The organism is Streptomyces sp. NPDC054813, assembly GCF_053611365.1.
On record NZ_JBSHAF010000006.1, the window covers coordinates 312140 to 334054 of the forward strand.

Consider the following 21915-nt stretch of genomic DNA (forward strand, 5'->3'; position numbering starts at 1 on the left):
GGGGCGGCGGTGGATGCCCGGGCACGGTCGCCGTGCTCAGGCTCCTCCTGTGGACCGGCGTGCGCGGCGGTTGCGCCAGCGGGTCACCAGCCACAGGACGTTGACTCCGCCCAGGGTGACCAGCACGGCCGCCGAGTCGGCGTTGCGCGCGAGGCCGTGGTCCGGGCCCAGTCCGCGGGCCGCGCGGACCAGCAGGGTGAGGTCGGCGGGAAGGGTGACGGCGGCCATGAACGCCAGACAGGCCACCGTGCCGATCACGAGGACGACGCTGTAGAGGCGGACGGCGCGGCGCTCGTGCGGCGGGAGCCGGGTACTCGGGTCACCGGTCGCGGCGGGGTGGGGTGCGCTGGAGTGGGGGGCGCCGGGGTGAGGTGCGCCGGAGTGGGGGACACCGGAGTGGGGGGCGCCGAATTGGGGGGCGCGCAGCAGCCGTCGGACCCGGTAGCGGGCGTAGGCCAGACCGTCGCCGTACAGATTCCGGCAGCCGGTGACGTCCTGGAGGACGAAGTAGAGGTCCGTGCGCGTGAACACCATGCACTGGAAGGGCAGGGGCAACAGGGCCAGCAGCAGGGCCGCGGCCAGCACCCGGTGGACCGTCGTCCCGGTGTCCGTCAGGGCGAGGACCAGCACCAGGACCGAGGCGACGGACAGGTTGAGGGCGATACCGGCCAGGTAGGCCGTCAGCCGGTGGCGGCGGGGCGCGAGCTCGATGCCGCTGATGTCGGTCTGCATGACGAGGAACTGCAGCCGGGTGCCCAGCCGCATCCTCCCCGGCACACCCGCGGCCCGGGCGGTGACCAGATGCGCCAGCTCGTGGGCGAACAGCAGCGCCCACCCGGCCGCCGCCCCGGTGAGCAGGACCAGGCTGCCGTGCGGGCTCCACAGCAGGTCCCGGTAGCCGGGGACCAGGTCGGGACGGCGGACCAGGACGGCGACGGCGGCCGTCAGCAGTACCGCGACGAGCACCGCGAGTGCCGGGTGCAGGGCGAGCCGGACGGCGCGGGGCCGCAGCCACGGCAGTGACGCGCGCGGCGGTACGGCATCCGCGACCGGGCGGTCCCCGATCCGTGCCACGAACCCCAGGGCGGCCAGGTCCCGGACGAAGTCCGTGATGTCGAGTTCCTCGCCGGTCTCCTCGCGCAGCAGCTCCGCCGTGCGGGCCACGCTCAGTCCCTGGCCGAGGAGTTCCACCGCCCGGGCCCCGGCCGCGGGCAGGGCGACGAAGGTCCGGGTGGCCATACGGCCCACGATCCACTCGTCCCGGTCCCGCCGTGTCCCGAGGTCGTGCAGCAGGACCCGGGTCGACGGCTCGATCCGGGGCCGGTCCAACGCCGCGGTCTCCGTCACGCGAGCTCCCCGGCAGGCCGGGCCGCGCGGGCCGCGCCGCAGGCGGGGCAGTCGGGGCGGCGCTCCGAGCGCTGCATGACGGGGTCGCCGGGCAGCATGAGGTTGAGGCCGAACCGGCATCCGGGGTCGACCGGCGGGATCCCGCACAGCAGCATCAGCGCGGCATGGGCCAGCAGGCTGCCGGACAGGCCCGCGGTCACCGCGTTGACCGGGTTCCACGGCATCCGGGGTGAGGCGACCTCCTCGTCCTGGCCGGGCGCAAGCCGCAGATCGCGCCGCTCGATCTCGGCGCCGCGCAGACACTCCCAGCACGCACCCCGGCCGGGCCTGAACACCCCGACGCTCACCAGCGGACCCCGGTACCCGGCCTCGGCCCACGACGTGCCGGTGGCCAGACAGACCTGGTTGGCCCACCTGCGGATCGCCGCGGGGCGGTCGGCGGCCAGCAGCAGCACGTCGTACCCCGCGCCGTCGGCCGAGCCCGCGGTCAGCAGTTCTTCGAGGTCCGTCGGCCCGTGCACCTCCCGGCGTTCGCCCGTGACCGTCGTGTCCGAGTTGAGGGCGTGCAGTGCTGACAGCGCCGCGTCGATCTTCGGCGTGCCGAGGTCGCGCTCGCCGAAGAGGGTCTGCCGGTTGAGGTTGGACAGTTCGACGACGTCCGGTTCGACGCAGTGCAGCCGCCCCACCCCGGAGGCCACCAGGTCCCGTGCGGCGGTCCCGCCGGTACCGCCGACGCCGACCAGCAGCACCCGGGCCCGGCGCAGCCGCAGCTGCGGCTCCCAGGCGCTCTCCCGGGGCCGGAGGTCCATCCAGCGCAGCAGGGTCATGCCCCTGCCGTACCGCTCGCGTTCCCGGTCGGACAGCTCCGCCGGCGGCGCGACACCGGCGTCCTCCACATACCCGGCCAGGGTCAGGTCCGTGATCGCCTGGGCGATGTCCGGGTCCGGCAGCCGCAGTCCCGGATGGCGGCGGGACACCTCGGCGACGATGTCCGCGGCGCTCCGGGTGCCGTCCATGGTCTCGACCAGCGTCCACACCCAGCCGTCGGGATCCGTGACCTCGGCACCGATGCCGTGCACGACACTCCCGATCCGCACATGGCCGTCGACGGTCCGGTAGGCCCGGTGTTCCGGCTTGATCCGAGGCCGCCGCATCGCGGGTACCGTCATCTTCGCGCCAATCTCCTGAGCCTCAAATCGCGGGTGGACCAAGGACGTTGACAAGAGTTGCCGGTACGGCGAACTCTGGCAAGAGCACGTCAATCACCGCACGCCACCGCCACCACCGGGAGGACATGGCATGCCGAACAAGATCGAGATCCGGCCGCTGGACAAGAAGGAAACCACCGGCGACAGCGGTGGCAACGGCGGCAGCTGACCCAGACGCCGATGCCTGACCGTTACCTCACGGTCGCGGAAGTCACCGACTCGGCGAGGCGGCTGGTCTCCCGGTTCCCCGGGACCGGCCGGCTGCGCCGGATCGGCACGTCCCGGGCCGGCCGCCCGATCCTGACGCTGTCCGTGGGACACGGGCCGCACCACGTCCTGGTGGTCGCCCGGCCGCACCCCGACGAGCCGGTCGGCGGCACGACCGCGATCGCCCTGGCGGAGCAGGTGGCGAGCGCCCTGACCGAACGAAGGACGCGCGCCCTGACGGAACGAGGGCCGAGCGCCCCGGCGGAGCGGGGGCCGAGCGCCCGCGTGGATCAGGTACCGCGCGGCGACCTTCCGGCCACGGCGACCGACCCGTCCCTCGTCACCTGGGACATCGTCCTGTGCCTGGACCCGGACGGCGCCGCGCTGAGCCAGGGCATCGAAGAGGCGACGGCCCGGACCGGCCGCACCCTGGCCGACTACTACCGTGCCGCCTACCGCCCGGTCGCGGCGGAACAGCCGGAGTGGGCACCCATCGAGTCCCGGCGACTCCCCGAGAGCCAGGCTCTGTTCGACGTCATCGACGAACTGCGGCCGGTCCTCCAGTGCTCCCTGCACAGCGTCGAAGCGGGCGGCACCTGGGTCCAGTTGACCCGCGCTCTTCCCCAACTCGGCACACCGTTCGAGAAGTCGGCCGCGTCGCTCGGCATCCCGCTCCAGCACGGCACGTTCGACGCCCTGTACTGGGAGAACCCCGGCCCCGGCATCTACGTCCTGCCGCCGCCGGAGAGCGCCGCCCGGCTGGCGGCCGGGTCCGAGAACATCGGGGCGTCGACCTGGTGCGCACCCGGGCGGTACGGCGGGGTCACGGCGATCGTCGAAGTACCGCTGTGGGCGACCGACCTGGCCGACGACCCGTCCCCGCACCCGGACGCCGGTGCCGTCCTGCGCGGCCTGGCCGGGCTGGTACGGGACGGCGGACGCCAGGTGACCGCGGTCCTCGACAAGGCGCGCCCCTTTCTGCCGCCGGCCCGGGACAACGCGCCCAGACGCGTCCTGGAGTGGATGGCCGACGGCCTCTACGACCTGGTCGCCGGCTCCTGGGAACCGCTCGCCCGGCAGGCGGCCGACGGTCCGCCGGGGTTGACGACGGCCCAGGTCTGCGCGCTGGACATCGTGGCCCGCCGACAGCCGCTGCGCGCCGCGGGTCTGCTGCTACGACTGCTCGAGGCGGCGGACGACCCCGCGGCGCCGGGGCTGCACCGCGACCTGGACGGCCTCTTCACCACCTGGTGCACGGACTTCGAGGAGACCCTGCGGCTACGCCGGGTACCCGTGCGCCGGCAGGTGGCCCACCAGACCCGCACGGTACTGGCGGCAGCCGAGAGCACACTGACCGCCTTGCACTGACCTTCATCCCCGGCGACATCACCCCGGCCGTGCCCGCCTACGACACCGCGAGAGCCAGCACAGTGTCAGGCGCCCACCGGATCCGGCTGAGGGACGACCTCACTCGTGAGGGATGGGCAGACGCCATGGCCCAGACAGACGAAGGCCTGAGCCTGATGGCCCCCAGCCCCGTCGCCCCAGCAAGAACTGTCAGGCGGAAAAGCCGACCGGCGATGACCACGGCCGACGAACCCCGGCATCCCGTCTCGGTCAGTAGTTGTACCGAGCGGCGAGGATGACGGTCTCCTTGTCCGTGGCCAGGTGGACAAGGCGGTGTTCGTCCGTCGATCCGCGTCGGCCACACCCCGGACAAGTGGTGCTTCAGCGGCTCGGGCGCGCCAATGCCCGTGAAGGGGTCACGCTTGACGTCCTCGACAAGCTTGTTGATCCGGGCGGGCATCTTGCGGTCGTTGTTGGGCCAGGACGTGTAGTCCTCCCGGCCCTGTTCTCGAAGCCGAACCTCACGCAATGCCCCCACTGGCCGCATCTGGCGAGTCGGGGTCGATCAGTTCTCGCTCTGCCACGTTGATGTCGGCCAGGGCGTTCTCGTACGTTTTTGGCCCCAGCCTCGCCGGATCGCTACGGTTGAGCCATGACCGCACTGCCCGACTGGATGCGCCCGCCGCGCGCGGAAGGCTGGTTCGCGGAGGACTTGGACCGCCTCCCCGAGGCACCACGCCACACCGAGCTGATCGACGGAGCGCTTGTCTTCATGATGTCGCCGCAGAGGTGGTGGCACGGCCACCTCGTCACCATGCTCACCGTCGCTCTCATGGAGCAGGCGCCCGGTGATGTCAGGGTCGGCCGTGAGATGACCATAAAGCTCGACGAGCGTAACCGGCCTGAGCCGGACCTGCTGCTGACGACGGCCGACTACGACGGAGACCGTACCTGGTTCGCGCCGGACGAGGTGCGGCTCGTCATCGAGGTCGTCTCACCCGAGTCCGCTCATCGGGACCGCACGGTCAAGCTCCGTAAGTACGCAGAGGCGGGCATCCCGCACTACTGGTGCATCGAGGACGAAGGTGGCGCTCCCGTCGTGCACGCCTACGAACTCGACGAACCGACCGGAGCCTACGCACCCGCGGGGATCTTCCGGGGCGCCCTGAAGCGACCGGTGCCTTTCGAGATCAGCCTGGATCTCGACAAGCTCACTCCGCCGCGAGGCTGAGCAGGGGTTCGGCTCCGGAGAGCCGAACCCCGTCCGACCTGCTCAGGTGAGGCTGCGGCTAGACGTTGAAGCGGAACTCCACCACATCGCCGTCCTGCATGATGTAGTCCTTGCCCTCCATGCGGGCCTTGCCCTTCGCGCGGGCCTCGGTCACCGAGCCCGTTTCCACCAGGTCTTCGAAGGAGATGACCTCGGCCTTGATGAAGCCCTTCTGGAAGTCGGTGTGGATGACGCCGGCCGCCTCGGGGGCCGTGGCGCCCTTCTTGATGGTCCAGGCGCGGGATTCCTTGGGGCCTGCCGTGAGGTAGGTCTGGAGGCCGAGCGTGTTGAAGCCGACGCGGGCGAGGGTGGCGAGGCCGGGCTCTTCCGCGCCCACCGACTCCAGCAGCTCCAGGGCGTCCTCCTCGTCGAGTTCGGCGAGGTCCTGCTCCAGCTTGGCGTTGAGGAAGATCGCCTCGGCCGGGGCGACCAGGGCGCGCTGCTCGGCCTTGAAGGTGTCGTCGGTCAGCTCGTCCTCGTCGACGTTGAAGACGTAGAGGAAGGGCTTGGCGGTGAGGAGGTGCAGGTCGTGGAGGAGCTCGGCGCGGTCCGAGCCCTGGACGATGTCCTGGGAGAACAGCGTGTCGCCCTTCTCCAGGATCTCCTTGGCCTCCTCGACGGCCTTGACCTTGGGCGCCACGTCCTTCTTGATCCGCGACTCCTTCTGGAGGCGCGGCAGGACCTTCTCGATCGTCTGGAGGTCGGCGAGGATCAGCTCGGTGTTGATCGTCTCGATGTCGTCCTTCGGCGAGACCTTGCCGTCGACATGCACGACGTTCTCGTCCTTGAAGGCGCGGATGACCTGGCAGATCGCGTCGGACTCACGGATGTTCGCGAGGAACTTGTTGCCCAGGCCCTCACCCTCGGAGGCGCCCTTCACGATTCCCGCGATGTCGACGAAGTCGACCGTGGCCGGGAGGATCCGCTGCGAGGAGAAGATCTCGGACAGCTTGGCCAGGCGGGCGTCGGGGACGCCGACCACACCCACGTTGGGCTCGATCGTGGCGAACGGGTAGTTGGCCGCCAGCACGTCGTTCTTGGTCAGGGCGTTGAACAGGGTCGACTTGCCGACATTGGGCAGGCCGACGATTCCGATCGTGAGCGACACGTTGCGACTTCCCGTAGTGAGTGGGTGAGTGAGCCGGAGGCTGCCAGTGCCGGCGGGCCGGCCGAGCCACCAGTTTACGGGGTTCGGGGGCCCGGGCCGGCGGCCGCGTCGAACACCTGGACAAGCTCCGCTCTTCGGCTTGGTTTCGGCGTGTCTGGGCTGCGATTCGGCACATTAACCGACCTAAGTTGGTCCGGTGGAGCATCACAGGACCCGTCCCCGACAGCACGGACAGCGCCGTGGAGCCCCCCGCCCGCCCTTGCCTCCGCAGGCCGGAAGACGGCCGACGACGGCCGAGCGCCGGCCGGCCCCGGGCGGGTCCGGTACGGCGGCGGCCGGGCCCCGGCGGCCGTCCGGCCCCCGGCTCACCGGACTCGGCGGCGGCCTGTTCTGCGGGACCGTGATGTTCCTGGTCGGCTTCCTGGACGACCTGCTGTTCGGGGCGTCCCTGACGGTGTACGGCGTGCTGTCCCTGCCGGTGTGCGCACTGACCGCGCTGTGGGTGCGCGGGAGCGATCTGCTGACCGCCCCCGTCATCGTCCCGATCGCCTTCGCCGCCGGCCTGCTGACCGTCGCCGACGACGGCGGCGGCGGTTTCCTGGGCGGTGTGATGGGCCTGGTGACGGCCCTGTCCACGCAGGCCGGCTGGCTCTACGGCGGCACCCTCGTCGCCGGGGTGATCGTCGTCGTCCGCCGGATCCGGCTGATCCGGCACCGGCGCGGAGGCTGATCCCCCGGCTGCTCCCCGCGACCCGCGGGCGGCGGGCGGCTACCGCCTGCCGGCTGCCGCCTGCGGCTGTCGGCTGCGGCTGTCGGCTGTCGGCGGCTACTTGGCGTGGTGCGCCGCGCGCATCGCCGCGCCCACGATCCCCGCGTTGTTCTGCAGCTGCGCCGGCACGATCTCGGCCCTGATGCCCTCGATGAGGGGCAGGAACTTGTCGGCCTTGCGGCTCACGCCGCCGCCGATGATGAACAGCTCCGGGGTGAACAGCATCTCGACATGGGCGAGGTACTTGGTGACCCGGCGCGCCCAGTGCTCCCAGGTGAGGTCGTTGTCCTCCTTGGCCTTGCTGGAGGCCTTCTTCTCGGCGTCGTGGCCGTCCAGCTCCAGGTGGCCCAGCTCGGTGTTGGGGACCAGCTCGCCGTCGGTGAACAGGGCGCTGCCGATGCCGGTGCCGAAGGTGAGCAGGATGACCACGCCCTTGCGGTCCCGGCCGGCGCCGAACTGCATCTCGGCCACGCCCGCCGCGTCCGCGTCGTTGACCACGGTCACCGGCAGGCCGCCGAGCCGGTCGCTGAACAGCGTGCGCGCGTCGGTGTCGATCCAGCTCTTGTCGACGTTCGCCGCCGTACGGATATGTGTGCCGTCGCTGATCACTCCGGGGAAGGTGAGCCCGACCGGGCCGGTCCACCCGAAGTGGTCGATCACCTGCTTGACCCCGTCGGCGACGCTGTCGGGCGTCGCCGGATGCGGGGTGAGCACCTTGCAGCGCTCCTGGGCCAGGTCGCCCTTGTCCAGGTCCACAGGAGCGCCCTTGATCCCGGAACCACCGATGTCCACGCCGAAGATCTGCATGGCTTCACGTTACGTGGTACGACTGACAGTCACGACGCCGGACGGCCCCCGGTCACACCGTCGTACGAGCGCCACTCACGCCTCGGTGCCGCTGCCGCCGCGCTCGGCGACCAGGGCGGCCGCCTCTTCGCGCAGGTCACGGCGGAGCTCCTTGGGCAGCGAGAAGGTGATGGACTCCTCGGCCGCCTTGACGATCTCCACATCGCCGTAGCCGCGCTCGGCGAGCCACTCCAGGACCTCCTCGACCAGCACCTCCGGGACGGAGGCGCCGGAGGTGACGCCGACCGTGGTCACGCCGTCCAGCCAGGTCGCGTCGATCTCGCCGGCGAAGTCGACCAGGTAGGCCGCGCGGGAGCCGGCCAGCTTGGCGACCTCCACGAGCCGCTTGGAGTTGGAGGAGTTGCGGGAGCCGACCACGATGACCAGCTCGGCCTCGGCGCCCATCTGCTTCACGGCGAGCTGACGGTTCTGGGTGGCGTAGCAGATGTCGTCGCTCGGCGGGGAGATCAGCTGCGGGAACTTCTCCTTCAGCGCGTCGACCGTCTCCATGGTCTCGTCGACGGAGAGCGTGGTCTGGGAGAGCCAGACGACCTTGGACTCGTCGCGGACCTCGACCTTGGCCACGTCCGCCGGGCCGTCGACGAGCTGGATGTGGTCGGGGGCCTCGCCGGAGGTGCCGATGACCTCCTCGTGACCCTCGTGCCCGATCAGGAGGATGTCGTAGTCCTCGCCTGCGAAGCGGACGGCTTCCTTGTGGACCTTGGTGACGAGCGGGCAGGTCGCGTCGATGGAGGCGAGGCGGCCGCGCTGGGCCTCCTCGTGGACTACGGGGGCGACGCCGTGCGCGGAGAACATCACGATGTTCCCCGGCGGGACCTCCTCGGTCCGCTCGACGAAGACCGCGCCCTTCTTCTCCAGGGTCTGGACGACGTACTTGTTGTGGACGATCTCGTGGCGGACATAGATCGGGGCCCCGTACTGTTCCAGGGCCTTCTCGACGGCGATCACGGCGCGGTCCACACCCGCGCAGTAGCCACGGGGGGCGGCGAGCAGGACACGGCGGCCAGGCGAAGCAGTCATGGCACCCATCGTAAGGCCGCGTTCGGGGCGCCTGAGATCGCGTCCCGGTGACGGTTCCGGGGAGACCGACGCCCCCTGGACGCCACATCGGACGGCGCGGTGGCCCTCGTCCATGTCGTCGCCACGGTCGCGGTGGCGTTCACCGCGTTCAGGCGGGCCGCGGGGGGACGGGCCTGTCAGTCGGCGCCGTTACTCTCGGCGCATGGCTTTGAACACGTCTGTCGAAGCGCCTGTGCCTGTCGGCGAGGTGTCCCGGTTGATCGGTGGGTGGATCGACCGGCTCGGTGCCGTGTGGGTCGAGGGGCAGATCACCCAGCTCTCCCGGCGGCCGGGTGCCGGTGTGGTGTTCCTGACGCTGCGGGATCCGTCGTACGACATCTCGATCGGCGTCACCTGCTACCGGCAGGTGTTCGACGCCGTCGCGGACGTCGTGGGTGAGGGCGCGCGGGTCGTCGTCCACGCGAAGCCGGAGTGGTACGCACCGCGTGGGCAGCTGTCGTTGCGGGCGGCCGAGATAAGGCCGGTCGGGGTCGGGGAGCTGCTGGCGCGGCTGGAGGCGCTCAAGAAGGCGCTGGCCGCCGAGGGGCTGTTCGCCGCCGATCGGAAGAAGCCGTTGCCGTTCCTGCCGCAGCTGATCGGGCTGGTGTGCGGGCGGGCCTCGGCCGCCGAGCGGGATGTCCTGGAGAACGCCCGGCATCGGTGGCCCGCGGTGCGGTTCGAGGTGCGGAACGTGCCGGTGCAGGGCGTCCACGCCGTGCCGCAGGTCGTGCAGGCGGTGAAGGAGCTCGACGCGATGCAGGACGTCGACGTGATCATCGTGGCTCGCGGCGGTGGCAGCGTGGAGGATCTGCTGCCGTTCTCCGACGAGCAGCTGGTGCGGACCGTCGCCGAGTGCCGTACGCCCGTCGTGTCCGCCATCGGGCACGAGCCCGACAACCCGCTGCTCGACTTTGTCGCCGACCTGCGCGCCTCCACCCCCACCGACGCCGCGAAGAAGGTGGTGCCGGACGTCGGCGAGGAGCTGGAGCGGGTGCGGATGCTGCGGGACCGGGCCCGGCGGTGTGTCGACGGGCTGGTGGGGCGGGAGGAGCGGGGGCTGGCGCATGCGCTGGCGCGGCCCGTCATGGAGGATCCGCACCGGATGGTCGACGAGCGGGCCGATCATCTCGCCTCGCTGGTGGACCGTTCGCGGCGCACTTTCGGGCATCTGCTCGACCGTGCCGACTCCGAGCTGACGCACACCCACGCGCGCGTGGTGGCCCTCTCCCCCGCCGCCACGCTGAAGCGCGGTTACGCCGTGCTGCAGAAGGACGACGGTCATGTGGTGCGCGACCCGGGGGACGTCGAGCCGGGCGAGGCGTTGCGGGCGCGGGTCGCCGAGGGCGAGTTCACGGTGCGGGTGGACGGCTGACGCCGTGTCGTACCCGTCGATGAGAAAGGTCAGTGCATGAGCAGCAGGACGGAAGAGGCCGCCCTCTCGTACGAGCAGGCGCGGGACGAGCTGATCGAGACCGTGCGGCGGCTGGAGGCCGGCGGGACGAGCCTCGAGGAGTCCCTCGCGCTGTGGGAGCGGGGCGAGGAGCTGGCCAAGGTGTGCCGGCGGTGGCTGGAGGGGGCGCGGGCCCGGCTGGACGCGGCGCTGGCCGAGGAAGAGGGGCAGGGGGAAGGGGAGGACGGGGACACGGAGGGGGAGTGAGCGGGTGGTGTGAGCGGGCGGTGGCTGTGAGGCGGATCACCAGGCCCTGGCCTTTGTTGAAGGTTGAACCTTCAGGGGTTATGGTCGTGGCGTCAGCCTATCCGGACCGCGGTCCGGATTCGACGGATCGCGATCTCCAGGAAGTTCGAAAACATGTCTCTTGTTCTTGACCCCGCCGCCCAGGACCTGCTGTTCCGCGAGGCCCGCACCGCCAACACCTTCACCGACGAGCCGGTGACCGACGAGCAGCTCCAGGCGATCTACGACCTGGTCAAGTACGGCCCGACCTCCATGAACCAGTCGCCCCTCCGGGTGGTTCTGGTCCGCTCCCCCGAGGCCCGCGAGCGCCTGGTGCAGCACATGGCCGAGGGCAACCAGAAGAAGACCGCCACCGCCCCGCTGGTCGCGATCCTCGCCGCGGACAACGAGTTCCACGAGGAGCTGCCGCAGCTCTTCCCGCACTTCCCGCAGGCCAAGGACGCCGTCTTCGGCGACCGCGCGGTCCGTGAGGGCAGCGCCGCCCTGAACGCCGCTCTCCAGGCCGCGTACTTCATCATCGGCGTCCGTGCCGCCGGCCTCGCCGCCGGCCCGATGACCGGCGTCGACTTCGCGGGCATCCAGAAGGAGTTCCTGGACGACGACCACACCCCGTTCGTCGTCATCAACATCGGCAAGCCGGGCCCGGACGCCTGGTTCCCGCGCTCCCCGCGCCTGGCCTACGACGACGTCGTCACGACGGTCTGAGCCACCCCGCACGCACACGAGAGGCCCCCGGCAACGGCGCCGGGGGCCTCTCGTGTCAGGACGGACAGGTCACGACAGGACGGGTCAGGACATCTTCAGGGCCGCGGCCATCTTCGTCAGCTGGGTGAAGGAGGCCGTGCCGGCCACCACCGTCGTGGAGCCCGGGGTGTTCGCCAGCACCAGCGCGTCGTAGCGGCCACCCGTGTAGTGCGTCCAGGTGCGGTCGCCGATCTTCTCGGTCGTCTTCGTGGCCGACGCGCCCTGGCTCGCGTCGGTGATGAAGTCCGTGGGCTTCTGAGTCGACTGCTCGATCTGGACGTACTGACCGTCGGGGGTCTGGTAGCCGAGGTGCCAGCGGTCGCCGGCCTCGCCCTGGAAGCGGACCGAGGTGGCCTTCCAGGCGCTGGGCAGGCCCTCCGGCGCGGCCACCGGGTAGGTCGCCGCCCGCCGAGCCGTCAGCAGCTCGACCCGGTAGTCGACCCGCTGGATGTCGGGAGCGTGATCGTCGTGCGGGACGAGCAGGTAGATGAAGCCCGCCGCGAGGCCGATCAGGGCCAGGGAGAGGATCATGTCCCGGACCGTCTGCTGTTTGCCGTTCGTGCCTGCCACGTCCCCTATCGTCGCAGGTGCCCGCTGCGCTCATCCGTGGGGTCCCCTGCTCATTTTGTCAGCCTGGCGATAGAGTCGACAGGAACCCTCATCCGGCCGTCGTCGTATCAGAAAGGTGCGCTCCGATGACCGAGCATCATCACTTGCCATCCGAACTCGATGTCCCCTCCGAGGCCCCCGACCGCAACCTCGCCCTGGAACTCGTCCGGGTGACCGAAGCCGCCGCGATGGCCGCCGGTCGCTGGGTGGGCCGCGGCGACAAGAACGGCGCCGACGGCGCCGCCGTGCGCGCGATGCGGACCCTCGTCTCCACCGTCTCGATGAACGGCGTGGTCGTCATCGGGGAGGGCGAGAAGGACGAGGCCCCGATGCTCTTCAACGGAGAGCGCATCGGTGACGGGACCGGGCCCGAGGTCGACATCGCCGTCGACCCGATCGACGGCACCACGCTGACCGCGAAGGGCATGCCCAACGCCATCGCCGTGCTGGCCGCCGCCGAGCGCGGTGCCATGTTCGACCCGTCCGCCGTCTTCTACATGGACAAACTGGTCACCGGCCCGGAGGCGGCGGACTTCGTCGACATCAACGCGCCGGTCGCGGTCAACATCCGGCGGGTCGCCAAGGCGAAGCGGGCCACGCCCGAGGACGTGACCGTCGTCATCCTCGACCGGCCGCGGCACGAAGGGATCATCCAGGAGATCCGCGAGGCCGGCGCCCGCATCAAACTGATCTCCGACGGTGACGTCGCCGGCTCGATCTACGCGCTGCGCGAGGGCACGGGCGTCGACATGCTGCTCGGCATCGGCGGTACGCCCGAGGGCATCATCTCCGCGTGCGCCGTGAGGTGCCTGGGCGGCACCATCCAGGGCAAGCTGTGGCCCAAGGACGACGAGGAGCGCCAGCGGGCCATCGACGCCGGGCACGATCTGGACCGGGTGCTGACCACCGAGGACCTGGTGACCGGGGAGAACGTGTTCTTCGTCGCCACCGGGATCACCGACGGTGAGCTGCTGCGCGGGGTGCGGTACCGGTCGGAGACCGCGCTCACCGAGTCCATCGTGATGCGGTCGAAGTCGGGGACGGTGCGGCGGATCGACTCCGAGCACCGGCTGCGCAAGCTGCGGGCGTACAGCACGGTCGACTTCGACCGGCCCAAGTAACGCCCACGGGGGCTGCTGACCATACGCGGCTACAGGCGCGTTGTGGCTGGTCGCGCAGTTCCCCGCGCCCCTTCGGGGCACTACTCAAAAGGCGCCCTCTGTGCGGAGAGGGCGCCTTTTCTCTAGCCCGCCTGCGCTATGCGGTTCGTCGCTGCCGCTCGTGCCGCCTTCTTCAGTTCCATGTCGCGGCGCCTGCGCCTGGCCAGGACCACGCGGCGCTCCGCTGCGGTGAGGCCGCCCCAGACGCCGTACGGCTCGGGCTGGAGCAGCGCGTGTTCGCGGCACTCGACCATCACCGGACAGCGGGCGCAGACCCGTTTGGCCGCCTCCTCCCGGGACAGCCGGGCGGCGGTTGGTTCCTTGGAGGGTGCGAAGAACAGGCCGGCCTCGTCGCGCCGGCACACCGCCTCGGTGTGCCAGGGTGCGTCTTGGTCCCTGTCCCGCACTGGCACCCGCTGGGCCGGTACGGCAGCTACCTGCAGGGACGAATGCGGCGGTTGCAGCACGGGTCTACTCCTGACGACGGCTTCGCGAGCGAGAGACGATGCAGCAAGGCCTACCCGCTGTGCGCGGGCCTATGCACAGCGTCCTCAACAGCCGTGGCGCGGCGGCCTGTTCACGACCCCGGGCGCTGTCCGTCGAGCAGTGATTCGCGTCCGTCAACGGTCCAGGTGTTTGCGCAACTTCCTGTCGACCTTGTCCTGAACCCGGTCCAGGATGTCCTCGATGAACTTCCCGCGCTTCGGCCGCGCCTCCACGTTGCCGAGCACGGCCCATCCCTCGACGTAGACGACCGGCGCGTCCGAGTCGACCGAATCCAGCGTGTCCGCCTCGAAGTTGCCCAGCACACCGCCGCCGGTGCCACGCAGCGAGACGTTCTCCGGGACCCTGATCTGGACGTCGCCGAAGATCGAGAACGCCCTGATGACGACCTGCTGGTACTCGAAGATGGCCTCGGTGAGGTCGAGCTCGATGGAGCCGAAGACCGCGTACGCGTGCAGCCGGCGGCCCGCCCGCCAGCGGCCCCGGCGGCGGGCGCTGCTGAAGACGGCCACCACGTTGCTGTCCGGCTCGACGGGGATCGCGCCGGGCGTCGGCCGGGGCGGGACCGGCGTGTAGGCCGACGCGGCCGGGCCGGCGTGGGCCGCAGGCAGGTCCCGTATGAAGACCTCCAGCTCGCCCACCGTCTTGGCGCTCAGCACGCCTTCCACGCGCTCGGCGTGCTCGTCGGCGGTCAGGCGCCCCTCGGCGAGGGCCTCCCGCAGGATGTCGGCGATGCGGTCACGGTCGGCGTCCGAGGCGCGCAACTCGGCGACCGGCGTTCCGGCGCGCTCCTGAGGGGTCTGCTTCTGAAGGTCCACGGCAGCAGAGTACCGAAACGCGATAGATCGCGACTAGGGGTGTGGACAACCCCGGGCGTGTCGAACTGAGCCTTACCTCACAAGCTCCGTGTCAGAGCCAGGTTCTACGCTGGAGAGCGCTCGCCAGCGTCGGCGGGCGGCCGTCCGTCAGAGTGAGGAATGGGCTGAGATGCCTGAGTTCGCGTATACCGATCTGCTCCCCCAGGGCGAGGACACCACCCCGTACCGGCTGGTGACCTCGGAGGGTGTGTCCACCGTCGAGGGACCGGACGGGCGGACGTTCCTCAAGGTGGAGCCGGAGGCGCTGCGCAAGCTGGCCGAAGAGGCGATCCACGACATCCAGCACTATCTGCGGCCCGCCCACCTCGCCCAGCTCCGGCGGATCATCGACGACCCGGAGGCGTCGGCCAACGACAAGTTCGTCGCGCTCGACCTGCTGAAGAACGCGAACATCGCGGCGGCGGGCGTGCTGCCCATGTGCCAGGACACCGGCACCGCGATCGTCATGGGCAAGCGCGGACAGAACGTGCTGACCGAGGGCGGCGACGAGGCGGCGCTGAGCCGCGGCATCTACGACGCCTATCTGAACCTCAACCTGCGGTACTCGCAGATGGCTCCGCTCACCATGTGGGAGGAGAAGAACACCGGCTCCAACCTGCCCGCCCAGGTCGAGCTGTACGCGACCGACGGCGGCGCCTACAAGTTCCTCTTCATGGCCAAGGGCGGCGGCTCGGCCAACAAGTCGTTCCTCTACCAGGAGACGAAGGCGGTCCTCAACGAGGCCTCCATGATGAAGTTCCTGGAGGAGAAGATCCGCTCGCTGGGTACGGCCGCCTGCCCGCCGTACCACCTGGCGATCGTCGTCGGCGGCACGAGCGCCGAGTACGCGCTGAAGACCGCGAAGTACGCCTCCGCGCACTACCTGGACGAGATCCCGGCGGAGGGTTCCGAGCTCGGCCACGGCTTCCGGGACAAGGACCTGGAGCAGAAGGTCTTCGAGCTGACGCAGAAGATCGGGATCGGCGCGCAGTTCGGCGGCAAGTACTTCTGCCACGACGTGCGCGTGGTCCGGCTGCCCCGGCACGGCGCCTCCTGCCCGGTGGCCATCGCGGTCTCCTGCTCGGCGGACCGCCAGGCCGTCGCGAAGATCACCGCCGAGGGCGTCTTCCTGGAGCAGCTGGAGACGGACCCGGCCCGGTTCCTCCCGGAGACGACGGACGAGCACCTGGACGACTCCTCCGACGTGGTGAAGATCGACCTGAACCAGCCGATGGACACGATCCTCGCCGAGCTGACCAAGTACCCGGTCAAGACGCGGCTCTCCCTCACCGGTCCACTGGTCGTCGCCCGGGACATCGCGCACGCCAAGATCAAGGAGCGGCTCGACGCGGGCGAGGAGATGCCGCAGTACCTGAAGGACCACCCGGTGTACTACGCCGGTCCGGCCAAGACCCCCGAGGGGTACGCCTCCGGTTCCTTCGGTCCCACGACGGCCGGCCGCATGGACTCCTACGTGGAGCAGTTCCAGGCCGCCGGCGGCTCCAAGGTGATGCTCGCCAAGGGCAACCGCAGCAAGCAGGTCACCGACGCGTGCGACACGCACGGCGGCTTCTACCTGGGCTCCATCGGCGGCCCGGCCGCACGGCTCGCCCAGGACTGCATCAAGAAGGTCGAGGTCGTCGAGTACGAGGAGCTCGGCATGGAGGCCGTCTGGAAGATCGAGGTCGAGGACTTCCCGGCGTTCATCGTCGTCGACGACAAGGGCAACGACTTCTTCCAGGACCCGGCGCCGCAGCCGACGTTCACTTCGATCCCGGTTCGCGGTCCCGGGCTCGCGTAGTGCCTTTCGGGGCGGCCGGGGAGGGCCCGCGGCGGGGCCGCTGATGGATTCAGCGCCCCCGCCGACCCCGCCCGTACCGTCCCAGGGGCTGCCGCGGCCGGACCGGTCAGTGGGGCATGCAGCCGAACCAGTTCAGCTGGTCCCCGTCCTTGGTGTAGCCCATGCACCTGAGGGTCGTGTCGTGCTCCGTCTCGGTCCGCTCGACCGGTCCGTTCAGGTAGTCCGTCTTGTGGTGGGGCTCCACGAGGGTGTCGACCTCGACGCGGTACCAGCGGTCCTCGCCGGACGGCACGCTGCAGCCGCGGCCGGTCACGTTGCGGCTGGGATCGCCACTCCAGACCGGCCGTTCGGCGCGGTCGCAGTGGGCACGGTGGGCGCGGCCGGTGGCGGCCGCGGTGCCGGCTCCCGTGCCCAGCAGGGTCGCCGCGCCTATGGACACCGCCGCTATGACGCCGAGCAGACCCTTGGGAGTGAAGTTCATCGGATGGTCCTCCTGCCAGCCGTGGTGACGGCGGGGAATCGCCCTGTCACCTTGGGATGAATAATCACATTTATCCGTGATGTCCGGCCCGGCAGCCGGGGATGCAGTCCCCCGACCCGGTGACGTCGGTGGTGCCAATGCAGCAGGCCGAGGTCTCCCCCGTGCCCCGTGCGGCCCACGGTCCGGAACAACCGCGGCGCCCCGATCGCTGATACCGGCATGAGCGACTACCGCATCGAACACGACTCCATGGGCGAGGTCCGGGTACCGGCCCACGCCAAGTGGCGGGCCCAGACGCAGCGGGCCGTCGAGAACTTCCCGGTCTCCGGGCAGCGGATCGAGCGCGCGCACATCGAGGCACTGGCCCGGATCAAGGGCGCGGCGGCCAAGGTGAACGCCGAGCTGGGGGTGGTCGACAAGGACATGGCCCAGGCGATCCAGGAGGCGGCCGGGGAGGTCGCCGAGGGGAAGTGGGACGACCAGTTCCCGGTGGACGTGTTCCAGACGGGGTCGGGGACCTCGTCGAACATGAACACCAACGAGGTCGTCGCGACGCTGGCGACCGAGCGCCTCGGGCGCGAAGTGCATCCGAACGACCACGTCAACGCCTCGCAGTCGTCGAACGACGTGTTTCCGTCGTCCATCCACATCGCCGCCACCGCCGCCGTCACGCGCGACCTGATCCCGGCCCTCGAGCATCTCGCCGCGTCGCTGGAGCGCAAGTCCGACGAGTTCGCCGACGTCGTGAAGTCCGGGCGGACGCATCTGATGGATGCCACTCCGGTGACCCTGGGGCAGGAGTTCGGCGGGTACGCGGCACAGGTGCGGTACGGCGTGGAGCGGCTGCGGGCCTCGCTGCCCCGGCTGGCCGAACTGCCGCTCGGCGGGACCGCCGTGGGCACCGGCATCAACACCCCGCCCGGGTTCTCCGCCGCCGTGATCGAGGAGGTCGCGCGGGTCACCGGGCTGCCGTTCACCGAGGCGCGCAACCACTTCGAGGCGCAGGGCGCGCGGGACGGGATCGTGGAGACCAGCGGGCAGCTGCGGACCGTCGCGGTCGGCCTGACGAAGATCGCCAACGATCTGCGCTGGATGGCCTCGGGGCCGCGGACCGGGCTCGCCGAGATCGCGCTGCCGGATCTGCAGCCGGGGTCCTCGATCATGCCCGGGAAGGTCAACCCGGTGATCCCGGAGGCCGTGCTGATGGTGTCCGCGCAGGTCATCGGGAACGACCAGACGATCGCGGTGGCCGGTGCGGCCGGGAACTTCGAGCTGAACGTGATGCTTCCGGTCATCGGCAAGAACGTGCTCGAATCCGTGCGGCTGCTCGCCAACGTCTCGCGGCTGCTCGCCGACCGGACCGTGGACGGCATCACCGCGCACCGGGAGCGGGCCCGGGAGTACGCCGAGTCGTCGCCGTCCGTGGTGACGCCGCTCAACAAGTACATCGGGTACGAGGAGGCCGCCAAGGTGGCCAAGAAGGCGCTGGCGGAACGTAAGACGATCCGCCAGGTCGTCATCGAGGGCGGGTACGTCGACAAGGGTGACCTGACGGTCGAGCAGCTGGACGAGGCGCTGGATGTCCTGCGGATGACACGGCCGTAACCGCGTGCGAACGTTTCGCGCCGCCCGGCCAGAACCGTGACGTCCGCCGCAGCGTCGTATGCCTACGGCACCTAATATCTGTGCATGGCAGACGGTGGAGCGGTGAGACGCGTGACGCGCGGGGAAACGGGCGGTGCGACCGGTGACGGAGCCGGGTTCTGGGCTCCGGGGAGCCAGATCCTGTGGCGGTACCGGGAGAACGCCGGAGACGGTTTCCACATCGCGCGTCCTGTCACCGTAGTCCGGGACGACGAGGAGCTGCTCGCCGTCTGGCTGGCCCCCGGCACCGAGTGCGTCAGGCCCGTGCTCGCCGACGGCTCGTCGGTCGGTGAAGAACCGCTGGAGTCCCGCTACACCAAACCCCGGGCGGTCACGCACGGCCACTGGCGCGGCACCGGGGTGCTGAAGCTGGCCCGGCCCGGTCAGCCGTGGTCGGTGTGGCTGTTCTGGGAGCCGGGCTGGCAGTTCAAGAACTGGTACGTCAATCTTGAGCAGCCGCTGGTCCGTTGGGGCGGCGGAGTGGACTCGGAGGATCACTTCCTGGACATCTCCGTGCACCCGGACCGGAGTTGGCACTGGCTCGACGAGGACGAGTTCGCCCAGGCCCAGCGGGACGGCCTGATGGACGCGGAGACGGCCGAACGGGTGCGGGCGGCGGGCCTGGCCGCGGTGACCGCCGTACGGGCCTGGGAGCCGCCGTTCTCGGACGGCTGGCAGCACTGGCGCCCGGACCCGTCCTGGGCGGTACCGTCGCTGCCGGAGGACTGGGACCGTACGCCCGCGCACGTGTCCACATGAGACCCTTGATGCGCCCCCGGTGCACAACCGTAGGATCGTCCTCCGCAAGGGCGCGTTGAGCACAACTCCCGGAGTGTTCATCCGGGCTGACCGAACGTCACCGAGGGGCGGCAGGACGTGAGCGAGGGGTACGAGGGCAGCACCGGCGGGCGGGGCGCGGCCCGCAGATCGTTCGCCGGTGGCACAGGAACAGCCTCCAGCCACGCCGGAATTCCGTTCCTGGGACACGTAATCCGGGTATCGGAGTTTCGGCGGGACCACCTGCGCGCCCGGCGCGCAGCCCCGGACGGACGGATTCGACACGCGTGACGGAGCACCCCACCTCCTACGAGCGCCCACAGCCGGGCGCCGACCCCGCGGAGGCCCGCGGGGCGCTCCTGCGTACCCCGCAACCGCCGCCGCAGCCGCAGGCACCGCCCCGTCCGCTCGGCGCCACCGCCTTACCGGCACAGGCCCGCGCGGGCGAGACGCCCTCCGGCCCCGGTACCAGCACGTCCAAGGAGCACTCCGTCAACGGCCCCGAGCACGCCCAGCCCACCAGCGCTGAGCCCGATCCACACCGGCCGCGCCCCGCCCCGGAGGGCATTCCGCCGCAGCCCGGCGCCGAGCAGGAGCGGGTGGCGGGCGCGGGCGCCCAGGAGCGCCGTACCGGACGCGGGCTGCCGCCCGGCCGGCCGATGCCGATGCGCCGGGACGGCGACCGGCTGCGCTTCGTGGGTGCCGCGACCCGCCGGATCGCCCGGGGCATCGACCTGGACGAGATCGTGATGGGGCTGTGCCGGGCGACCGTGCCGACCTTCTCGGACGCGATCCTGGTCTATCTGCGCGACCCGCTGCCGGTCGGCGACGAGCGGCCGGTCGGCCCGGTGGTGCTGCGGCTGCGCCGTACCGACCGGATCCCGGAGGAGCGGGACACCGACGGCTTCCCGCCGCTGCCCGTCCCCGAGCCGGAACCGGCCGACATCGGCCTGTCCGCGCTCACCGCGGAACTGTGCGAGGTACGGCCGGGCGGCGCCCTCAACGAGGTACTGCGGGGCGTACGACCGGTTTTCGCCGACTCCCCCGCCGCCCGCGCCGCGCTGCCCGAACTCCTCGGCGAGGGCGCCGAGTCCCTCGTACCCGGCGGACAGCACGCGATCCTCGCCCCGCTGCGCGGCCGGCGCCGGGTGATCGGCGCGGCCGTGTTCCTGCGCCGCCCGGAGCGGCTCGCCTTCGAGACGGACGACCTGCTGGTCGCCGCCCAGCTGGCCACGCACAGCGCGCTCGGCATCGACAAGGCGGTGCTGTACGGCCGGGAGGCCTATATCGCCGACGAGTTGCAGCGGACCATGCTGCCGGAGCACCTGCCGAGCGCCACGGGCGTGCGGCTGGCCTCGCGCTATCTGCCGGCCGCGGAGACCGCGCGGGTCGGCGGTGACTGGTACGACGCGATCCCGCTGCCGGGCAGCCGGGTGGCGCTGGTCGTGGGCGATGTCATGGGGCACTCCATGACCTCGGCCGCCATCATGGGGCAGCTGCGCACCACCGCGCAGACGCTGGCCGGACTCGACCTGCCGCCGCAGGAGGTCCTGCACCATCTGGACGAGCAGGCGCAGCGGCTGGGCAGCGACCGGATGGCGACCTGCCTCTACGCGGTGTACGACCCGGTGTCGCACCGCATCACCATCGCCAACGCGGGCCATCCGCCGCCGGTGCTGCTGCACCTGGGCGGGCGGGCCGAGGTGCTGCGGGTGCCGCCGGGGGCGCCGATCGGGGTCGGCGGGGTCGACTTCGAGGCGGTCGAGCTGGACGCGCCCGCCGGGGCGACGCTGCTGCTGTACACCGACGGGCTGGTGGAGTCCCGGCTGCGGGACGTGTGGACCGGGATAGAGCAGCTGCGGGAGAAGCTCGCCGCGACCGCGCAGCTGACCGGGCCGGACCATCCGCCGCCCCTCGAAGCGCTGTGCGACGAGGTGCTCGACATGCTCGGGCCCGGCGACCGCGACGACGACATCGCACTGCTCGCGGCCCGGTTCGACGGGATCGCGCCGAGCGATGTGGCGTACTGGTTGCTGGAGCCGGAGGACGCGGCGCCGGGGCGGGCCCGGCGGCTGGCCCGGCGGGCGCTTGCGCGCTGGGGACTTGAGGAACTGTCCGACTCCGTCGAGCTGTTGGTCAGCGAGGTCGTGACGAACGCGGTGCGGTACGCGTCACGGCCGGTGACGCTGCGGTTGCTGCGGACCGACGTGCTGCGGTGCGAAGTCGGCGACGACGTGCCGCAGTTGCCGCGGCTGCGGCAGGCCCGGGCGACGGACGAGGGCGGCCGGGGGCTGTACCTCGTCAACAGACTGGCCAGACGGTGGGGAGCGACCCGGCTGAGCACCGGAAAGGTCGTCTGGTTCGAGCTGAACCGGTAGCGCCGTAGGACGTGAGGTCGCCGGGGAACCGCGGGCCGGTGGGGGCCGGTCGCGCAGTTCCCCGCGCCCCTTTCAGGGGCGC

General features: G+C 71.0%; 20 protein-coding genes and 1 pseudogene. 11 read left to right on the forward strand and 10 right to left on the reverse strand.

The features are described 5' to 3' along the window. Positions 1 to 36: 36 nt before the first annotated feature. Entirely contained in the window at positions 37 to 1347 is a 1311-nt protein-coding gene (locus ACWGJB_RS14635; RefSeq protein ID WP_453380509.1) for a hypothetical protein, read from the reverse strand. Beyond that, positions 1344 to 2516, reverse strand: a complete 1173-nt coding sequence (locus ACWGJB_RS14640) for a HesA/MoeB/ThiF family protein (RefSeq protein ID WP_453380510.1) — start codon at positions 2514 to 2516, stop codon at positions 1344 to 1346. The genes ACWGJB_RS14635 and ACWGJB_RS14640 overlap by 4 nt, the downstream gene beginning before the upstream one ends. Before the next feature lie 219 nt (positions 2517 to 2735). Between ACWGJB_RS14640 and ACWGJB_RS14645 the strand changes: the two genes are divergently transcribed. Continuing rightward, on the forward strand, positions 2736 to 4130 hold the full coding sequence (locus tag ACWGJB_RS14645; protein ID WP_453380511.1) for a M14 family zinc carboxypeptidase: 1395 nt from the start codon (positions 2736 to 2738) through the stop codon (positions 4128 to 4130). 249 nt (positions 4131 to 4379) lie between these two features. Here the strand turns inward: ACWGJB_RS14645 and ACWGJB_RS14650 are convergent. Continuing rightward, positions 4380 to 4656 (reverse strand): annotated as a pseudogene (locus tag ACWGJB_RS14650) (Txe/YoeB family addiction module toxin). 105 nt (positions 4657 to 4761) lie between these two features. Here ACWGJB_RS14650 and ACWGJB_RS14655 point away from each other — a divergent pair. Beyond that, entirely contained in the window at positions 4762 to 5340 is a 579-nt protein-coding gene (locus ACWGJB_RS14655; RefSeq protein ID WP_453380512.1) for a Uma2 family endonuclease, read from the forward strand. Between the two features lie 58 nt (positions 5341 to 5398). Here ACWGJB_RS14655 and ychF read toward each other — a convergent pair whose 3' ends face one another. Beyond that, positions 5399 to 6487: a redox-regulated ATPase YchF gene (gene ychF / locus ACWGJB_RS14660; RefSeq protein WP_453380513.1), complete on the reverse strand. Its 1089-nt coding sequence runs from the start codon at positions 6485 to 6487 to the stop codon at positions 5399 to 5401. Between the two features lie 196 nt (positions 6488 to 6683). Here ychF and ACWGJB_RS14665 point away from each other — a divergent pair, with 196 nt between their 5' ends. After that, positions 6684 to 7217, forward strand: coding sequence for a DUF6542 domain-containing protein (locus ACWGJB_RS14665; protein ID WP_453380514.1), 534 nt, complete (start codon positions 6684 to 6686; stop codon positions 7215 to 7217). A gap of 96 nt (positions 7218 to 7313) precedes the next feature. Here ACWGJB_RS14665 and ppgK read toward each other — a convergent pair whose 3' ends face one another. Continuing rightward, a complete protein-coding gene (gene ppgK / locus ACWGJB_RS14670; protein ID WP_450754778.1) occupies positions 7314 to 8063 on the reverse strand; it encodes a polyphosphate--glucose phosphotransferase in 750 nt (249 codons plus the stop codon). Positions 8064 to 8138: 75 nt separating this feature from the next. Next, a complete protein-coding gene (locus ACWGJB_RS14675; protein WP_453380515.1) occupies positions 8139 to 9152 on the reverse strand; it encodes a 4-hydroxy-3-methylbut-2-enyl diphosphate reductase in 1014 nt (337 codons plus the stop codon). A 193-nt stretch (positions 9153 to 9345) separates the two neighbouring features. Between ACWGJB_RS14675 and xseA the strand changes: the two genes are divergently transcribed. From xseA to ACWGJB_RS14690, 3 genes are all read left to right on the forward strand, one after another. Next, the gene (xseA, locus tag ACWGJB_RS14680; RefSeq protein ID WP_453380516.1) at positions 9346 to 10554 is read left to right on the forward strand and encodes an exodeoxyribonuclease VII large subunit; all 1209 of its coding nucleotides are present in this window, start codon (positions 9346 to 9348) and stop codon (positions 10552 to 10554) included. Between the two features lie 36 nt (positions 10555 to 10590). Continuing rightward, positions 10591 to 10839 carry an exodeoxyribonuclease VII small subunit gene (locus ACWGJB_RS14685; RefSeq protein ID WP_453380517.1) on the forward strand — a complete coding sequence of 83 codons (249 nt, stop codon included), beginning with the start codon at positions 10591 to 10593 and terminating at the stop codon, positions 10837 to 10839. A 153-nt stretch (positions 10840 to 10992) separates the two neighbouring features. Beyond that, on the forward strand, positions 10993 to 11583 hold the full coding sequence (locus tag ACWGJB_RS14690) for a malonic semialdehyde reductase (protein ID WP_453380518.1): 591 nt from the start codon (positions 10993 to 10995) through the stop codon (positions 11581 to 11583). Between the two features lie 84 nt (positions 11584 to 11667). Here ACWGJB_RS14690 and ACWGJB_RS14695 read toward each other — a convergent pair whose 3' ends face one another. Further along, the gene (locus tag ACWGJB_RS14695; protein WP_453380519.1) at positions 11668 to 12192 is read right to left on the reverse strand and encodes a DUF4245 domain-containing protein; all 525 of its coding nucleotides are present in this window, start codon (positions 12190 to 12192) and stop codon (positions 11668 to 11670) included. Between the two features lie 125 nt (positions 12193 to 12317). On the opposite strand from ACWGJB_RS14695, the gene glpX reads away from it, so the two are divergent. Beyond that, on the forward strand, positions 12318 to 13352 hold the full coding sequence (gene glpX, locus ACWGJB_RS14700; protein WP_453380520.1) for a class II fructose-bisphosphatase: 1035 nt from the start codon (positions 12318 to 12320) through the stop codon (positions 13350 to 13352). A 122-nt stretch (positions 13353 to 13474) separates the two neighbouring features. Here glpX and ACWGJB_RS14705 read toward each other — a convergent pair whose 3' ends face one another. Continuing rightward, the gene (locus ACWGJB_RS14705) at positions 13475 to 13858 is read right to left on the reverse strand and encodes a WhiB family transcriptional regulator (RefSeq protein ID WP_217551366.1); all 384 of its coding nucleotides are present in this window, start codon (positions 13856 to 13858) and stop codon (positions 13475 to 13477) included. Positions 13859 to 14011: 153 nt separating this feature from the next. Further along, positions 14012 to 14713 carry a DUF1707 SHOCT-like domain-containing protein gene (locus tag ACWGJB_RS14710; RefSeq protein WP_351741704.1) on the reverse strand — a complete coding sequence of 234 codons (702 nt, stop codon included), beginning with the start codon at positions 14711 to 14713 and terminating at the stop codon, positions 14012 to 14014. Positions 14714 to 14882: 169 nt separating this feature from the next. On the opposite strand from ACWGJB_RS14710, the gene ACWGJB_RS14715 reads away from it, so the two are divergent. After that, positions 14883 to 16553 carry a fumarate hydratase gene (locus ACWGJB_RS14715; RefSeq protein ID WP_453380521.1) on the forward strand — a complete coding sequence of 557 codons (1671 nt, stop codon included), beginning with the start codon at positions 14883 to 14885 and terminating at the stop codon, positions 16551 to 16553. 106 nt (positions 16554 to 16659) lie between these two features. On the opposite strand, the gene ACWGJB_RS14720 is transcribed toward ACWGJB_RS14715, so the two are convergent. Next, complete coding sequence (locus ACWGJB_RS14720; protein WP_453380522.1) at positions 16660 to 17034, reverse strand: hypothetical protein; 375 nt, start codon at positions 17032 to 17034, stop codon at positions 16660 to 16662. A gap of 219 nt (positions 17035 to 17253) precedes the next feature. Here ACWGJB_RS14720 and ACWGJB_RS14725 point away from each other — a divergent pair, with 219 nt between their 5' ends. From ACWGJB_RS14725 to ACWGJB_RS14735, 3 genes are all read left to right on the forward strand, one after another. Continuing rightward, a complete protein-coding gene (locus tag ACWGJB_RS14725) occupies positions 17254 to 18639 on the forward strand; it encodes a class II fumarate hydratase (RefSeq protein ID WP_453380523.1) in 1386 nt (461 codons plus the stop codon). An 84-nt stretch (positions 18640 to 18723) separates the two neighbouring features. Beyond that, a complete protein-coding gene (fomD, locus tag ACWGJB_RS14730; protein WP_453380524.1) occupies positions 18724 to 19437 on the forward strand; it encodes a cytidylyl-2-hydroxypropylphosphonate hydrolase in 714 nt (237 codons plus the stop codon). Between the two features lie 305 nt (positions 19438 to 19742). Beyond that, the gene (locus ACWGJB_RS14735) at positions 19743 to 21833 is read left to right on the forward strand and encodes a SpoIIE family protein phosphatase (RefSeq protein WP_453380525.1); all 2091 of its coding nucleotides are present in this window, start codon (positions 19743 to 19745) and stop codon (positions 21831 to 21833) included. Positions 21834 to 21915: the final 82 nt, after the last annotated feature.

Bases quoted from the DNA above. Each gene is read 5' to 3' on its own strand.
- ACWGJB_RS14655 (WP_453380512.1), top strand. From the start codon at position 4,762: ATGACCGCACTGCCCGACTGGATGCGCCCGCCGCGCGCGGAAGGCTGG.
- ACWGJB_RS14715 (WP_453380521.1), top strand. From the start codon at position 14,883: ATGCCTGAGTTCGCGTATACCGATCTGCTCCCCCAGGGCGAGGACACC.
- ACWGJB_RS14675 (WP_453380515.1), bottom strand. From the start codon at position 9,152: ATGGGTGCCATGACTGCTTCGCCTGGCCGCCGTGTCCTGCTCGCCGCC.
- ppgK (WP_450754778.1), bottom strand. From the start codon at position 8,063: ATGCAGATCTTCGGCGTGGACATCGGTGGTTCCGGGATCAAGGGCGCT.
- ACWGJB_RS14725 (WP_453380523.1), top strand. From the start codon at position 17,254: ATGAGCGACTACCGCATCGAACACGACTCCATGGGCGAGGTCCGGGTA.
- ACWGJB_RS14685 (WP_453380517.1), top strand. From the start codon at position 10,591: ATGAGCAGCAGGACGGAAGAGGCCGCCCTCTCGTACGAGCAGGCGCGG.
- ACWGJB_RS14690 (WP_453380518.1), top strand. From the start codon at position 10,993: ATGTCTCTTGTTCTTGACCCCGCCGCCCAGGACCTGCTGTTCCGCGAG.
- ACWGJB_RS14645 (WP_453380511.1), top strand. From the start codon at position 2,736: ATGCCTGACCGTTACCTCACGGTCGCGGAAGTCACCGACTCGGCGAGG.
- fomD (WP_453380524.1), top strand. From the start codon at position 18,724: ATGGCAGACGGTGGAGCGGTGAGACGCGTGACGCGCGGGGAAACGGGC.
- ACWGJB_RS14720 (WP_453380522.1), bottom strand. From the start codon at position 17,034: ATGAACTTCACTCCCAAGGGTCTGCTCGGCGTCATAGCGGCGGTGTCC.
- ACWGJB_RS14640 (WP_453380510.1), bottom strand. From the start codon at position 2,516: ATGACGGTACCCGCGATGCGGCGGCCTCGGATCAAGCCGGAACACCGG.
- xseA (WP_453380516.1), top strand. From the start codon at position 9,346: ATGGCTTTGAACACGTCTGTCGAAGCGCCTGTGCCTGTCGGCGAGGTG.
- glpX (WP_453380520.1), top strand. From the start codon at position 12,318: ATGACCGAGCATCATCACTTGCCATCCGAACTCGATGTCCCCTCCGAG.